At 65.6% G+C, this 14,225-nt stretch carries 16 protein-coding genes and 1 tRNA gene; 13 read left to right on the top strand and 4 right to left on the bottom strand.

Going from position 1 to position 14,225, the window contains the following annotated elements; genetic code table 11:
* Position 1: 1 nt before the first annotated feature.
* From AU185_RS20965 to AU185_RS20955, 3 genes are read right to left on the bottom strand one after another with little or no spacing between them, the layout of a single operon-like run.
* Complete coding sequence (locus AU185_RS20965) at positions 2–844, bottom strand: NAD(P)-dependent oxidoreductase (RefSeq protein ID WP_059098477.1); 843 nt, start codon at positions 842–844, stop codon at positions 2–4.
* 5 nt (positions 845–849) lie between these two features.
* On the bottom strand, positions 850–1,599 hold the full coding sequence (locus AU185_RS20960) for an SDR family oxidoreductase (protein WP_059098359.1): 750 nt from the start codon (positions 1,597–1,599) through the stop codon (positions 850–852).
* Between the two features lie 25 nt (positions 1,600–1,624).
* On the bottom strand, positions 1,625–3,091 hold the full coding sequence (locus AU185_RS20955) for an aldehyde dehydrogenase (protein WP_059098360.1): 1,467 nt from the start codon (positions 3,089–3,091) through the stop codon (positions 1,625–1,627).
* 140 nt (positions 3,092–3,231) lie between these two features.
* Between AU185_RS20955 and AU185_RS20950 the strand changes: the two genes are divergently transcribed.
* From AU185_RS20950 to AU185_RS20895, 12 genes are all read left to right on the top strand, one after another.
* A complete protein-coding gene (locus tag AU185_RS20950) occupies positions 3,232–3,840 on the top strand; it encodes a TetR/AcrR family transcriptional regulator (protein ID WP_059098361.1) in 609 nt (202 codons plus the stop codon).
* Positions 3,837–5,060, top strand: a complete 1,224-nt coding sequence (locus tag AU185_RS20945) for a cytochrome P450 (RefSeq protein ID WP_059098362.1) — start codon at positions 3,837–3,839, stop codon at positions 5,058–5,060. The genes AU185_RS20950 and AU185_RS20945 overlap by 4 nt, the downstream gene beginning before the upstream one ends.
* Positions 5,061–5,070: 10 nt before the next feature.
* Positions 5,071–5,898: an SDR family oxidoreductase gene (locus AU185_RS20940; RefSeq protein ID WP_059098363.1), complete on the top strand. Its 828-nt coding sequence runs from the start codon at positions 5,071–5,073 to the stop codon at positions 5,896–5,898.
* The gene (cyp51, locus tag AU185_RS20935; RefSeq protein WP_059098364.1) at positions 5,895–7,265 is read left to right on the top strand and encodes a lanosterol 14-alpha demethylase; all 1,371 of its coding nucleotides are present in this window, start codon (positions 5,895–5,897) and stop codon (positions 7,263–7,265) included. The genes AU185_RS20940 and cyp51 overlap by 4 nt, the downstream gene beginning before the upstream one ends.
* Positions 7,266–7,271: 6 nt before the next feature.
* The gene (gene fdx, locus AU185_RS20930; RefSeq protein WP_059098365.1) at positions 7,272–7,481 is read left to right on the top strand and encodes a ferredoxin Fdx; all 210 of its coding nucleotides are present in this window, start codon (positions 7,272–7,274) and stop codon (positions 7,479–7,481) included.
* A gap of 3 nt (positions 7,482–7,484) precedes the next feature.
* The gene (locus tag AU185_RS20925) at positions 7,485–8,030 is read left to right on the top strand and encodes a nuclear transport factor 2-like protein (protein WP_059098366.1); all 546 of its coding nucleotides are present in this window, start codon (positions 7,485–7,487) and stop codon (positions 8,028–8,030) included.
* A gap of 90 nt (positions 8,031–8,120) precedes the next feature.
* Entirely contained in the window at positions 8,121–9,248 is a 1,128-nt protein-coding gene (locus tag AU185_RS20920) for an NDMA-dependent alcohol dehydrogenase (RefSeq protein WP_059098367.1), read from the top strand.
* Positions 9,249–9,254: 6 nt separating this feature from the next.
* Positions 9,255–9,710, top strand: coding sequence for a nuclear transport factor 2 family protein (locus tag AU185_RS20915; protein ID WP_059098368.1), 456 nt, complete (start codon positions 9,255–9,257; stop codon positions 9,708–9,710).
* A complete protein-coding gene (locus AU185_RS20910; RefSeq protein ID WP_059098369.1) occupies positions 9,700–10,578 on the top strand; it encodes an SDR family NAD(P)-dependent oxidoreductase in 879 nt (292 codons plus the stop codon). Before AU185_RS20915 ends, AU185_RS20910 begins: the two co-directional genes overlap by 11 nt.
* A gap of 32 nt (positions 10,579–10,610) precedes the next feature.
* Positions 10,611–12,263 carry an HNH endonuclease signature motif containing protein gene (locus tag AU185_RS20905; protein WP_172800185.1) on the top strand — a complete coding sequence of 551 codons (1,653 nt, stop codon included), beginning with the start codon at positions 10,611–10,613 and terminating at the stop codon, positions 12,261–12,263.
* 159 nt (positions 12,264–12,422) lie between these two features.
* Positions 12,423–12,827, top strand: coding sequence for an HIT family protein (locus AU185_RS20900; RefSeq protein WP_059098370.1), 405 nt, complete (start codon positions 12,423–12,425; stop codon positions 12,825–12,827).
* Between the two features lie 39 nt (positions 12,828–12,866).
* On the top strand, positions 12,867–13,691 hold the full coding sequence (locus tag AU185_RS20895; protein ID WP_059098371.1) for a hypothetical protein: 825 nt from the start codon (positions 12,867–12,869) through the stop codon (positions 13,689–13,691).
* Here AU185_RS20895 and AU185_RS20890 read toward each other — a convergent pair.
* Positions 13,672–14,019 (bottom strand): hypothetical protein, encoded by a 348-nt coding sequence (locus AU185_RS20890; RefSeq protein WP_231740243.1) that lies wholly within the window; start codon positions 14,017–14,019, stop codon positions 13,672–13,674. The genes AU185_RS20895 and AU185_RS20890 overlap by 20 nt on opposite strands.
* 49 nt (positions 14,020–14,068) lie before the next feature.
* On the opposite strand from AU185_RS20890, the gene AU185_RS20885 reads away from it, so the two are divergent.
* A tRNA-Thr gene (locus tag AU185_RS20885) sits at positions 14,069–14,140 on the top strand.
* The last annotated feature ends 85 nt before the right edge of the window (positions 14,141–14,225 follow it).

Here is a 14,225-nt window from a genome sequence, read left to right as displayed (position 1 = left end):
GCTACTCCTTCGTACGCGGAACGCCGAGTCCGGCCGCCAGGTCTCGCAGCGCGATCTCGGCAAGCGGCAGTTCGATTCCATTCTCCGCGCCGAGCCTCAGTGCCAAACCCAGATCCTTTTCTGCGAGCCCACGGGTGTGGACGAACATGTCGTACACGAAGTGGTCGGGCTGCAGTGGTTTGGTGTCGTCGCGAACCATGATCGCTCCGGGTCCGCCGCTCTGCGCATCGCTGTGTCGCACAACCCGGCCGAGCTTCTGCAGATCGATGCCCGCCGCCTCCGCGAGCCGCTGCGCTTCACACGCCGCGGCGAATCCGACGAAGGTCAGCATGTTGCGGGCCAGCTTCATCCTGGTTCCGGCACCCGGTTCACCGGCGCGGACCACCATCGATGCCCACTTCTTGAACACCGGCTTGACCGTGTCGTACGCCTCGTCATCCGCGCCGACCATGACGGCCAACTCGCCCTTCTCGGCGGCACCGGCGCCACCGCTCACCGGCGCATCGACGATGTGAATGTTATTACTCCGTAGCTGCTCGGCGAGCTCACCTGCGGTGCCGGGCTCTATGGTCGAGTGGATCGCGATCACAGTGCCGCTCTTGGCATGTTCGGCGAGCTGTTGCACCACGTCGCGCACCTGTGCGTCGTTCAGCACGGTGACGCTGATGACGTCAGCAGCCTTGGCGACATCGGCCACACTGTCGGCCAGTTCGGCACCCAGTTCGGCCAGTGGCGTCATGGCCTCGGTGCGCACATCGAAGACCACCAGGCCGCCCGGCCAGTCGACCAGGCGCTTGGCCATCGGCGCACCCTGGTTGCCGAGACCGATGTAGCCGAGCTTCATATCGGTCACCTGATGATCTGCCCGCCGTCGACGTTGAAGATCTGACCGGTGATCCACTTGGCCTGATCCGACAGCAGGAACAGACACATGCCGACCAGGTCCTCGGGCTCTCCCATGCGCGACAACGGAATTCGCTTCACGATGTCATCGACCATCTCCTGCGGCGTGGTGGTGCGGTTGGCCTCGGTGTCGATGGGCCCCGGCGCGATCGCGTTCACGCGGATGTTCTGGCCGCCGAGTTCGGTGGCCAACTGCTGCGTCAGCCCGTTGATGCCGACCTTGGCCAACCCGTAGAAGTTCGAGTACAGCCACGCCGCGGTGGACGACTGGTTGACGATCGCCCCGCCGCCCCGCTTTGCCATCTTCTTGTAGACCGCGCGGGTGCACACCAGGGCGCCGTCCATGTTCACGCTCATGAACTTCTTGTAGTAGTCCCAGTCGACGGTGATCAGGAAGTCCAGCTTCATGCCGCCGAAGATCGCGGCGTTGTTGACCAGGTAGTCGATGCCGCCGAACTCCGAAAGCGTCTGCGCCGCCATCTCCTTGGCCGATTCGGGATCGGACACGTCGACCCGCACGGCCAGCGCGTTGCCGCCCTCGCCCTTGATCCCGTCGGCGACCTTCTGCGCACCCTCGGTGTTGATGTCGGCGACGACGACGGCCGCGCCTTCGCGGGCCAGCGCCTCGGCGTAGGCCTGGCCGATCCCGCCACCCGCACCGGTGACGATCGCGACTTTCTCGTTGAACTGCCCCATCTCTCTCCCTATCTGCCGAGTCGTGTCACCGTGCGGTCGCGATGGCCTTGATCTCCAGGTATTCCTCGAAACCGGCCAGACCCATTTCGCGGCCGAGGCCGGACTGCTTGTAGCCACCGAACGGCATGTCCGCCGAGTACCAGACGCCGCCGTTGATGTTGACCGTGCCGACCCGCATCCGCGCCGCCGCCCGGTTCGCGCGCTCCTCGTCGGCGGAGAACACCGTGCCGGACAACCCGTATGGCGAATCGTTGGCGATGCGCACCGCGTCGTCGTCGCCGTCGTGGGCGATGACCGTGAGCACCGGGCCGAAAATCTCTTCACGGGCGACCTTGGCGTTGTTGTCCAACCCGGCGATCACCGTGGGCTCGATGAAGAAGCCGGTGTCGCGGTCCTGTGGGCGGCCGCCGCCGCATGCGAACTTGCCACCCTCGTCGATCGCCGAGTCGAGATAGCCCTGGACGCGATCGCGCTGGCGCGCGGAAATCACCGGCCCGCAGATGGTTCCGGCGTCCTGCGGGTCACCCGGCCGAAGTCCGGCCATCGTCGCGGCCGCCGCCTCGACGGCCTCGTCGTAACGGGCCCGTGGTACCACCAACCGCGTGGTGATCGCGCAGCCCTGGCCCGCGTGCATGGACGCGGTGAACGCCGACATCGAGCACGCGCCCGCCAGATCCGCGTCGTCGAGCACGAGAAACGCAGACTTGCCGCCGAGTTCGAGGAACACCTTCTTGATCGTGGCCGCGCCGTCGGCCATCACGGCACGGCCGGTGGCCGTCGACCCGGTGAACGAAACCATATCCACCCGAGGGTCTTTCGACAGCAGGGCGCCGACTACGTGGTCGCTCGACGTGACGATGTTGACCACGCCCGGCGGGATGTCGGTCTGGTCGGCGATCAGTTCCCCGACCGCGGCCGCACACCACGGCGTGTCCGGCGCCGGCTTGAGCACGACGGTGTTGCCCGCCGCCAGCGCGGGACCGATCTTGGCGAGGTTGATCTGGTGCGGGAAGTTCCACGGCGTGATAGCACCTACGACGCCGACGGCCTCGCGAACCACCTTGCGACGAGACGGAATCCCCATCGGCGAGGCGACTCCCAGGTCGGTGACCCACTGATACGACTCGGCAGTGTCGGCGCAGAACGTCAGATCCTCGACCGGTCCCTCGAGTTGGGCTGCGGAGGTCAACATCCGCGGCGCGCCCACCTCGGAAATCGTCAGCTCCCGTAGCTCTTCGATGTTGTCGCGCAGCACCTGCTGCAGTTGGCGCAGGCAGCGCACTCGCAACTCGGTGTTGGTCGACCAATCCGTCTCGTCGAAGGCGCGGCGGGCCGCCTCGATCGCGCGCGCCATGTCGTCGGCGGTCGCGTCGGCGGCGACGCCGAGCACCTCCTCGGTCGCGGGGTTGACGGTCTGGAACGTCCCGCCACTGCCGCCGACGAGCTTGCCGTCGATGAGCAACTGACTCTCGCGATTGGCCAGCATTGCCATCTGCGCTCCGTTCCCCGTTGCTGGACAAGTGTCCGGGTTGATTTGCAAGCAACCTTAGACCTCTGGCCTGGCAAGTGGCAAGCAGACGCGTCCGAGCTGCGCACTTGCGGGCCGGACTTGGGATCAGATAGCTTGGACATGTGTCCAGTGAACCCGTGGTCGCGGTCACAGAGCCGTCGCCCGTGACTGTCGGCGAGACGCCGCGCAACCGTCGCCAAGAGGAGACGTTTCGCAAGGTGCTCGCGGCAGGGGTCGAGATGCTGCGGGAATCGAGCTACGCCGACCTGACGGTGCGAGCCGTCGCCGCGAAGGCCAAGGTCGCCCCGGCGACCGCCTACACCTACTTCTCGTCGAAGAACCACCTGATCGCCGAGGTCTACTTCGACCTGATGCGCCAGGTGCCGTACTTCACCGACGTCAACGAGAGCAGACTGACCCGCGTCGAGAAGACGCTGCGCGCCATGGCGCTGATGGTTGCCGACGAGCCCGAGGTCGCGGCGGCCTGCACGACCGCGTTGCTGAGCGGGACCGACGCCACCGTGCGCGCCGTGCGCGACCGCATCGGCGCCGAGATCCACCGCCGCATCCGCTCGGCCATGGGACCCGACGCCGATCCACGCGCGCTGGCCGCCTTGGAGATGACGTTCTTCGGCGCGCTGGTCAACGCCGGCAGCGGCGTGTTCACCTACCACCAGATCGCCGACCGGCTTTCCTACGTCGTCGGCCTCATCTTGGGAGACGAGCAGTGACCCCTCAGACCGGAGCCGCCTCCGACGTGATCCTCGACCCCTACGATTACGACTTCCACGAAGACCCGTATCCGTACTACAAGCGATTGCGCGACGAAGCGCCGCTGTACCGCAACGACGAACTCGGCTTCTGGGCGCTGTCGCGGCACCAGGACGTGCTGGCGGGTTTCCGCAACAGCACCACGCTGTCGAACAAGTTCGGCGTGTCTCTGGATCCCGCCTCCCGCGGCCCGCACGCGTCGAAAACCATGTCGTTCCTGGCGATGGACGATCCGGCGCATCTGCGGTTGCGCACACTGGTGTCAAAGGGCTTCACGCCACGCCGCATTCGCGAGTTGGAACCGCGGGTCACCGAGATCGCGGTCCAGCACCTCGATGTCATGCTGGATCGAGCCGGACCCGACTCGACCGTTGATTACGTCGACGAATTCGCAGGCAAGCTGCCGATGGACGTCATCTCCGAACTGATGGGCGTGCCCGAACCCGACCGCACCCAGGTCCGAGCCTGGGCGGACGGCGTGATGCACCGCGACGAGGGTGTGACCGACGTGCCGCCCGCGGCCGTCGAGGCGTCCATCAACCTGATCGTCTACTACCAGGGCATGGTCGCCGAACGCCGTAAGAACCCGACCGACGACCTCACCACCGCGCTGCTGGAAGCCGAGATCGACGGCGACCGGCTCACCGACGACGAGATCCTCGGCTTCATGTTCCTGATGGTGATCGCCGGCAACGAGACCACCACGAAACTGCTTGCCAACGCGGCGTTCTGGGGCCACAAGAACCCCGACCAGCTGACTCCCGTCTACGCCGACCTGGACCGCGTGCCGCTATGGGTCGAGGAGACGCTGCGCTACGACACCTCGAGCCAGATCCTGGCGCGCACCGTCGCCGGTGAGCTGACGCTGTATGACACCACCATCCCCGATGGGGACGTGCTGCTGCTGCTGCCGGGTTCGGCACACCGCGACGAGCGGGTCTTCGATGATCCCGACCGGTTCATCATCGGCCGCGAAATCGGCTCAAAACTCATGAGTTTCGGCAGCGGCGCACACTTCTGCCTCGGCGCGCACCTCGCGCGCATGGAGGCCAGGGTCGCGCTGACCGAGTTGTTCAAGCGAATCCGCGGATACGAGGTCGACGAGGCCAACGCCGTCCGTGTCCACTCGAGCAATGTCCGCGGGTTCGCTCATCTTCCGATCACTCTCCAAACCGTCTGAAGGCCAACACATGCCCCGTTTCGAACCGCTACCCGAACGGCGACCCGCCATCGTCGCCGGCGCCTCGTCAGGAATCGGCGAGGCGACGGCCGTCGAGATGGCCGCGCGCGGCTTCCCGGTCGCGCTCGGCGCGCGCCGCGTCGAGAAGCTCGACGACATCGTCGGCAAGATCAACGCCGACGGCGGTGAGGCGGTCGGCTTCCATCTCGACGTCACCGACCCGAACTCGGTCAAATCCTTTGTCGCCCAGTCCGTCGACGCGCTCGGCGAGATGGAGGTGCTGGTGGCCGGCGCGGGCGACACGTACTTCGGCAAGCTCGCCGAGATCACCACCGACGAGTTCGAATCGCAGTTGCAGATCCACCTCGTCGGCGCCAACCGACTCGCGGCCGCTGTGCTGCCCGGCATGCTCGAGCGTCAGCGCGGCGATCTGATATTCGTCGGCTCCGATGTGGCGCTGCGGCAACGCCCGCACATGGGCGCCTACGGCGCGGCCAAGGCCGCCCTGGTCGCGATGGTCAACAACTTCCAGATGGAACTGGAGGGAACCGGCGTGCGTGCCTCGATCGTGCACCCCGGCCCCACGAAGACCAGCATGGGCTGGAGCCTGCCGGCCGAGAAGATCGGTCCGGCACTCGAGGACTGGGCTAAATGGGGTCAGGCCCGCCACGACTATTTCCTGCGGGCCTCCGACCTGGCGCGCGCCATCACATTTGTGGCGGAGACGCCGCGCGGCGGGTTCATCGCGAACATGGAATTGCAGCCCGAAGCCCCGTTGGCGGACGCACCCGTGGAACGTCAGCAGCTCAAGCTGAACGAGGAGAACCTGAACTCATGACTGAATCCAATGCGACGACGACGGCGGTCGTCCCCCGGGTTTCCGGCGGCGAGGAAGAGCACGGCCACCTCGAGGAGTTTCGCACCGACCCGATCGGTCTGATGAAGCGTGTCCGCGAGGAATGCGGTGATGTCGGCTGGTTCCAGCTGGTCGACAAGCACGTCATCCTGCTCTCCGGCGCGGAAGCCAACGAGTTCTTCTTCCGTTCGGCCGACGAGGATCTCGACCAGGCCGAGGCCTACCCGTTCATGACGCCGATCTTCGGCAAGGGTGTGGTATTCGACGCCAGCCCGGAGCGGCGCAAGGAGATGCTGCACAACTCGGCGTTGCGCGGCGAGCACATGAAGGGCCATGCGGCCACCATCGAGGGCGAAGTCAAGAAGATGATCGCCGACTGGGGCGACGAAGGCGAGATCGAACTGCTCGACTTCTTCGCCGAGCTGACGATCTACACCTCGACGGCATGTCTGATCGGGTTGAAATTCCGCAACCAACTCGATCATCGATTCGCCGAGTACTACCACGACCTCGAGCGCGGCACCGACCCGCTGTGCTACGTCGATCCGTACCTGCCGATCGAGAGCTTCAAACGCCGCGACGAAGCCCGCGTGAAACTCGTTGCGCTGGTTCAGGAAATCATGAACCAGCGCATGGCCAACCCGCCGAAGGACAAATCCGACCGCGACATGCTCGACGTGCTGGTGTCGATCAAAGACGAGGACGGCAACCCGCGGTTCTCCGCCGACGAGGTGACCGGCATGTTCATCTCGCTGATGTTCGCCGGACACCACACCAGCTCGGGCACGTCGGCGTGGACGTTGATCGAGTTGATCCGGCACCCCGCGGTGTACGCCGAGGTACAGGACGAACTCGACGAGCTCTACGCCGACGGCCAAGAGGTGAGTTTCCATGCGCTGCGTCAGATCCCGAAGCTCGACAACGTGGTCAAGGAGACGCTGCGGCTGCATCCACCGCTGATCATCCTGATGCGCGTGGCGCAGGGCGAGTTCGAGGTGGCCGGCTTTCCGATCCGCAAGGGCGACTTCGTCGCGGCCTCACCGGCCATCAGCAACCGGATCCCAGAGGACTTCCCGGAACCCGACGCCTTCAACCCGGACCGTTACAACAAACCCGAGCAGGCCGACGTCGTCAACCGGTGGACCTGGATTCCGTTCGGCGCAGGCAGACACCGCTGCGTCGGCGCCGCATTCGCCCAGATGCAGATCAAGGCGATCTTCTCGGTCCTGTTGCGCGAGTACGAATTCGAGATGGCCCAGCCGGCCGACTCCTACCGCAATGACCACTCCAAGATGGTGGTCCAGCTGCAGCGGCCGGCCAAGGCTCGTTACCGCCGGCGCGTCAAGTAGGTCGCCATGGGTTGCTTTCGGATCGAGGTGGATCTGGACCTGTGCCAGGGCCACGCGATGTGCGAACTCGAGGCGCCCGACTACTTCACGGTGCCCAAACGCGGCAAGGTCGAAATCCTCGATCCCGAACCGCCGGAAGACGCCCGCGATGAGGTCCAGAACGCGGTCGACATGTGCCCCACCCAAGCTCTGTCCATCAAGGAATTAGGAGAGTAGACAATGCCATCACTGCCTCGCGAGGACCTCGACAAGTGGGTCGAAGAATGGCTGGAGGCCAACCGGGACGCCGAGCGCAACGGCGACTGGAAGCCGTTGGCCGAGTTCTACACCGACGACGCCACCTACGGCTGGAACATCGGCCCCAAGGAAGACGTCATGTGTGTCGGCATAGAAGAAATCCGCGAGATCGCCTTAGGCCTGGAGATGGAGGGTCTGGAGAACTGGGTCTACGAGTACCAGAAAGTGCTCGTCGACGACAAACAGGGCGAAATCGTCGGCTTCTGGAAGCAAATCGTCAACAAATCCGATGGCTCGCAGGACGAGATCTACGGCATCGGCGGCAGTTGGTTCCGACTCGATGCCAACCTCAAGATCGAATGGCAGCGCGACTTCTTCGACTTCGGCCACGTGGCCAAGGGATACGCGAAGCTGATCGAGTCCGGCGACCTGTCACCGGGAATGCAAAAGCGCATCGAGCGCTCGCTGGCGGGTGAGAAACTGCCCGGCTACTACCCGCTCGGTCAGGCCCCCGCACCCATCTGGTGACCGGCCAAGCAGTTGATTGGGGGTGACTGTGACGTACCTAACTACTCCCTCTAGTCTGTGGTCACCGGCTCTAACGGAAGGCACGTGCGAATGAAGACAAAAGGCGCTCTCATCTGGGAGTTCAATCAACCGTGGTCGATCGAGGAGATCGAGATCGGTGACCCCGTCAAGGACGAGGTCAAGGTTCAGATGGAAGCGTCGGGGATGTGCCACTCCGACCACCATCTGGTGACCGGCGGCATTCCGATGGCCGGCTTCCCCGTGCTCGGCGGCCACGAGGGCGCGGGCATTGTGACCGAGGTCGGGCCGGGTGTCGAAGACATCAAACCCGGCGATCACGTGGTGATGTCGTTCATCCCGTCCTGCGGCAACTGTCCGTCGTGTCAGGCAGGCATGCGCAACCTGTGCGACCTCGGCGCCGGACTGCTCGGGGGCACCGCGGTCTCCGACGGCACCCATCGCATCCACGCAAACGGGAAGCCCGTCTTCCCGATGACGCTGCTGGGCACCTTCAGCCCATACATGGTCGTGCACAAGAGCTCGGTGGTGAAGATCGACGAGTCGATCCCGTTCGAGGTCGCCTGCCTGGTCGGCTGCGGCATCACCACCGGCTACGGTTCGGCGGTGCGCAGCGGCGACGTCCGGCCCGGTGAGGACGTCGCGATCGTCGGCGTCGGCGGTGTCGGCATGGGAGCGCTGCAGGGCGCCGTCACGGCGGGTGCCCGCCGCATCTTCGCCATCGACCCGGTGGAGTGGAAGCGTGATCAGGCGCTGAAATTCGGTGCCACACATGCCTATCCGGACTGGGAGTCGGCCATGGCAGGCATCGGGGAGGTCACCTGGGGCTTGATGGCCCACAAGGTGATCGTCACCGTGGGCGAGTTGCACGGCAAGGACGTCGACAACTACCTCAACCTCACGGCCAAGGGCGGCACCTGCGTGGTGACCGCAATCGGGAGCCTGCTCGACACCGAGGTCAACCTGAACCTGGCCATGCTGACCCTGATGCAGAAACGACTGCAGGGCACCATCTTCGGCGGCGGTAACCCGCACTTCGACATCCCCCAGCTGCTGTCGATGTACAAGGCCGGCAAGCTGAACCTCGACGACATGGTCACCCGGCAGTACAAGCTGGAGCAGATCAACGACGGCTACAAGGACATGCTCGAGGGCCGCAACATCCGCGGGGTCATCCGCTACACCGACGACGACCGCTAGGCCCCGATGTCCGACAAGAACACCGAAACGGCCGAGAAGACACCGGCTTTGGCCGCGTCGCACAACTCGTGGAAGTGCGTGCACGCCCACGACAAGCAGGGCTGGCTGGCCTTGATGGCCGACGACGTCGTGATCGAGGATCCGATCGGCCAGTCCTTCACCAACCCTGACGGCGACGGTGTGCGCGGGAAGGAGACGGTGTCCAGGTTCTACGACGCCAACATCGCCTCCAACGACCTGAAGATCACGTGCGAGGAGACGTTTCCCTCCAGCTCACCGCACGAGGTGGCCCATATCCTGGTGTTGCGCAGCAAGTTCGACAACGGCATGACCAGTACCGTGCGCGGCGTGTTCACCTACAAGACCGACGACTCGGGATTGCTGACCAACCTGCGCGGCTACTGGAACATGGACATGATGGAGTTCGGCCAGGCGGCCAGCCAGCCAACGGATGACAAGTAGCCCGCCACTGCGCGGGCGCGGCGCGGTTGTCGTCGGTGGTTCGCGTGGTCTCGGGCTGGCGGTCGCCGAGCTGCTCGCCGCACACGGCGCGGGGGTCATCGTCAACGGCCGCGACGCCGACGCCGTAACCCAAGCAGCGCAACGGATCTTGAACGCGCGCGGCCTGCCCGGCTCACCCGCAGATCCGGCCGTTGCGGACAGCCTGATCGACATGTGCGTGCAGGAATTCGGTCAGATCGACATCCTGATCAACTGCGCGGGCACCGCCGAACCGCACGGGTCGTCGATCCTCAACGTCACTTCTGCGCAGTTTCGCGATCTGATCGACGCGCACCTCGGCACGGTGTTCGAGACATGCCGGGCAGCTGCCCCGAAGATGGTGGCGCAAGGCGGCGGCGCGATCGTGAACACCAGTTCGTTCGCTTTCCTCGGCGACTATGGCGGCACCGGTTACCCGGCGGGCAAGGGCGGCGTCAACGGCCTGACGCTGGCGATCGCCGCCGAGTTGAAAGGCGACGGTGTGCGCGCGAACGTGGTGTGTCCCGGAGCCAGGACGCGACTGTCCACCGGCCCGGAGTACGAGGCACACATCAATGACCTACACCGGCGAGGTCTGCTCGACGAGATGAGCATGCAGGGCGCCCTGGACGCCGCACCGCCGGAGTATGTGGCGCCGACCTACGCGTACCTGGCCAGTGACCTCGCCGCAAACGTGACGGGGCAGATCTTCATCGCCGCCGGTGGGTTCGTCGGGCGCTTCGACAGGCCGACGCCGACGATTCTCGCCTACCGCGACCATCACGACTCGCCTCCGTGGTCGGTCTCCGAGCTGGATGGAGTTATCCACAGGGGTGGTGACCGGCGCTGATTTTGTCGGCCGGTCGTGGCATGCTCGGAGACATGGTCGAACAGGTGTTCGATACGAAGTTTGAGGCAGCCGACGACGCGGCCGTCGTGGCTGTGATCGCGGACTGCGCTCGCGCAGAGGCGGTTCTGGCCGCGCGTCGGCTGGCGGCCACCGCCGAGCTGACCGCCCGGTACACCGAACCCGACGGCCAGCGCGAGCATCTGGCGGTCGATGGCTGGCGGATGGCCTCGGCCGAGGTGTCGGCCGCGATGGGCATCGGCGACCGTGGCGCTTCGCGGGAGATGTGTATCGCGATGGCGCTGCGCGAGCGGCTGCCCCACGTGGCTGCGTTGTTCGCCGAAGGCCGCTTGAGCGCTGGGCTGGTCGCGACCATCACCTGGCGCACGCAACTGATCGTGGACTCCGAGATCCTGGCGAAGGTCGACACCGCCATCGCGGACCGTGCGGCCAAGTGGGGGTCACTGTCGGTGGCGAAGCTGGAGTCGGCGATCGACTCGCTGGTCGACGAGCACGACCCCGACGCGCGGCGGCGCCTGCGCGAGGCCGCCCGCAGCCGAGACGTCCAATTCGGTAAGCGCGACGATGTGACCGGAACGACGTCACTGTGGGGCCGCTTATCAGCCGCCGACGCAGAGCTACTCGAACGTCGGCTCGCACAAATGTCAAGCGAACTGTGCAAGGACGACCCCCGCACCGCCGGGCAGCGCAGGTCCGATTCGCTGGGTGCCATGGCCGCACACGCTGAGCGACTGACCTGCCAGTGCGGCAGCCCGGAATGCCCATCTGGCGGAGATGATCCGCGAGCAACCAACTTCGTCATCAACGTGATCACCGGACCCGCGGCCCTGACCGCACAACCGGATCCGCAAATGTCCGGCGATGACCAAATGCAACCTACCGAGCCCGCAGCCCAGCCTGCCCAACCCCCGGCAGAACCTGCCGCCGCTGCGGCCGAGCGGGCCCAACCCCGGGCAGAGCCTGCCGCCGCTGCGGCAGGGGGTGCGCCGTCGAATTGCGCGGCGGTTATCCTCGGCGGTGCTCTGATTCCGGCCTCGCTGTTGGCCGAGCTGATCAACAACGGCGCAACGGTCCGGTGGGTGCACACGCCCGATGCGGCCCCCGAACCCGGTTACCGACCATCGCAAAAGACCGCACGGTTTGTCCGGATGCGCGATATGACCTGTCGATTCCCCGGCTGCGCCCGCCCCGCGCAGTACTGCGACATCGACCACACGGTGCCCTATCCGGCCGGGGCCACCCATCCGTCGAACACCAAATGCCTGTGCCGAATCCATCACCTACTCAAAACTTTCGGTGGGTGGCGCGATGAGCAACACAGCGACGGATCGGTCCACTGGACGGCGCCGTCGGGCCGCACGTATGTCACCCATCCGGGTAGCCGGTTGTTCTTCCCCGGCTGGGATACCTGCACCCCCGCCCTGCCAGCGACACCACGACCAACAGAAAACGGCGACAAAGGCGCCATGATGCCGCGCCGACGACGCACCCGCACCCAAGACCGGCTACGACGAATCGAACGCGAACGCGCCCTCAACGCCCTTGACCGCCACCAACCCCCGGCACCCATCACCACCGAACCCGAAAGACCACCACCAGATGACTTGTGGAATATCGACATCAGCACCGGCACCAACTGCTCCGACGCCGACCCCCCACCCTTCTGACAAACACGTCGACCTCTACCAAGAGGAAGGCGGATATGAGCCATCCCCCAGAACGCGTTTGAGTGGGTGCATGCCGCACTCCGAACCTCAGGTCGAGTCTCGTTGGCTTCTGCGATGCCTTGAGAGCTCCGTCGCCGTGGCTCTCACTATGCTCGACCCATGGCGAGCGTCTTCACCAAGATCATCAACGGAGAGTTACCCGGCCGCTTTGTCTACGAAGACGACGACATCGTCGCTTTCCTGACGATCGCGCCGATCACCCAGGGCCACACGCTCGTGGTGCCCCGAGCCGAGATCGACCACTGGCAGGACGTCGAATCCACGGTCTTAGGCCGGGTCATGGAGGTCTCTCAGTTGATCGGCAAGGCGGTGGTCAAGGCGTTCCCCGCCGAGCGCGCCGGGGTCATCATCGCCGGCATGGAGGTGCCGCACCTGCACGTGCACGTCTTCCCCACCAACAACCTGGCCGATTTCGGTTTCGCCAACGCCGACCAGAACCCGTCGCCGCAATCTCTCGACGAGGCTCAGGCCAAGATCAAAGCCGCGTTGGCTCAGCTGACCTGAGAAGCCACGCCGGTCTTGCGCTGTCCATAGACTGAGGCGATGAACTACGGCAAAGCCCTCACGGACCTGGCCATTGCGCCCGTCAAGGTGGGGCTGGCCGTCGCCGACGCCGGGCTCTCCATGGCCAATGGCGCGTTGGGGCTGGCTCAGAAGACGATCGGCGAGGCGAACACGGCGACCAGGAACGGTTCGGCTTCGTTCGCGCACATGCTGGGTCTCGACGAGGCCGTGGAGCGGGCGAACCGGCTGGCCAGGCTGATGGACGACGATGCCCCGCTGGGACGGGCGCTGGCACCTAACGGTCCACTGGACCGGCTGCTGCGGCCGGGCGGACTGGTCGACCAGCTGACCACTGAGGGTGGACTGCTGGACCGGTTGACCGCCGAGAACGGCGCGGTGGCCCGAGCCGTGGCACCGGGTGGGCTGGTGGATCAGGTGATGGCCGAGGGCGGGCTCGTGGACCGGATGACCACCGATGACGGCGCATTATCGCGAGTGATCGCGCCCGGGGGCCTGGCCGATCAACTGCTGGCCAACGACGGACTGGTCGAGCGGGTGCTGCGCGAGGACGGCGTGGCCGACCGCCTGCTCGCCGAGGATGGCCTGCTGGACACGCTGACCGATCCGGACGGACCGCTGCTCAAGCTCGCTGACGTCGCCGACACCCTGAACCGACTGGCGCCGGGCCTCGAGGCGCTGGCGCCGACGATCGACGCGCTGCACGACGCCGTCGTTACGCTGAGCCAGGTGGTGAACCCGCTGAGCAACATCGCCGACCGGATCCCGTTGCCGGGCCGACGGCCACGCGCCCGCACGTCGTCACGGACTGTGACCTCACAGCGCGTCATCGACGTCGAGGAGTGACGTCAGGCGTCGGCTTCGATCGTTTCGACCGCGGCTGCGACGCTTTCCGGGCTCGGAGGCTGATTTTCCGGCTGCCACCGTGCAGTAGGAGTACCGCGGCGCCGCGCAGGATGCGCACGTAGTCGTCGACGTCGGCCTTGTTGTACGACTCGATACGGGCGGCGATGTCGGGCGACAGCGGCTTGATGGCAGTCGCGACGCTGAGGCCCAGGCCGCCTCCGGTGCTCGCGCTCTCGTCGAGGAGCGTGAGTAGTCGCTCCACCTGCGGCCGGGTCAACCCCGGATAGACGTGCGGGAAGTCGCTCAGGAGATCGTCCTTGACACTCACGGGCAGCGGGTTCCCCGAACGAGCGACCGGATAAACTCGGGGCCCGCAGGCCTCCTTAGCTCAGTGGTAGAGCAACGCACTTGTAATGCGTAGGTCGTCAGTTCAATCCTGACAGGGGGCTCAATGAAGGTGTATTAGTGCGGTTGAGGCTTGACATTTCGTCTTCGGTTGATGGGCGACAGTGTTTCGGCTGATGGTTGACAGTT

The sequence above is a fragment of the Mycobacterium sp. GA-0227b genome, assembly GCF_001499855.1.
Lineage (GTDB): Bacteria > Actinomycetota > Actinomycetes > Mycobacteriales > Mycobacteriaceae > Mycobacterium.
This window is presented reverse-complemented; position numbering and strand designations above follow the sequence as displayed.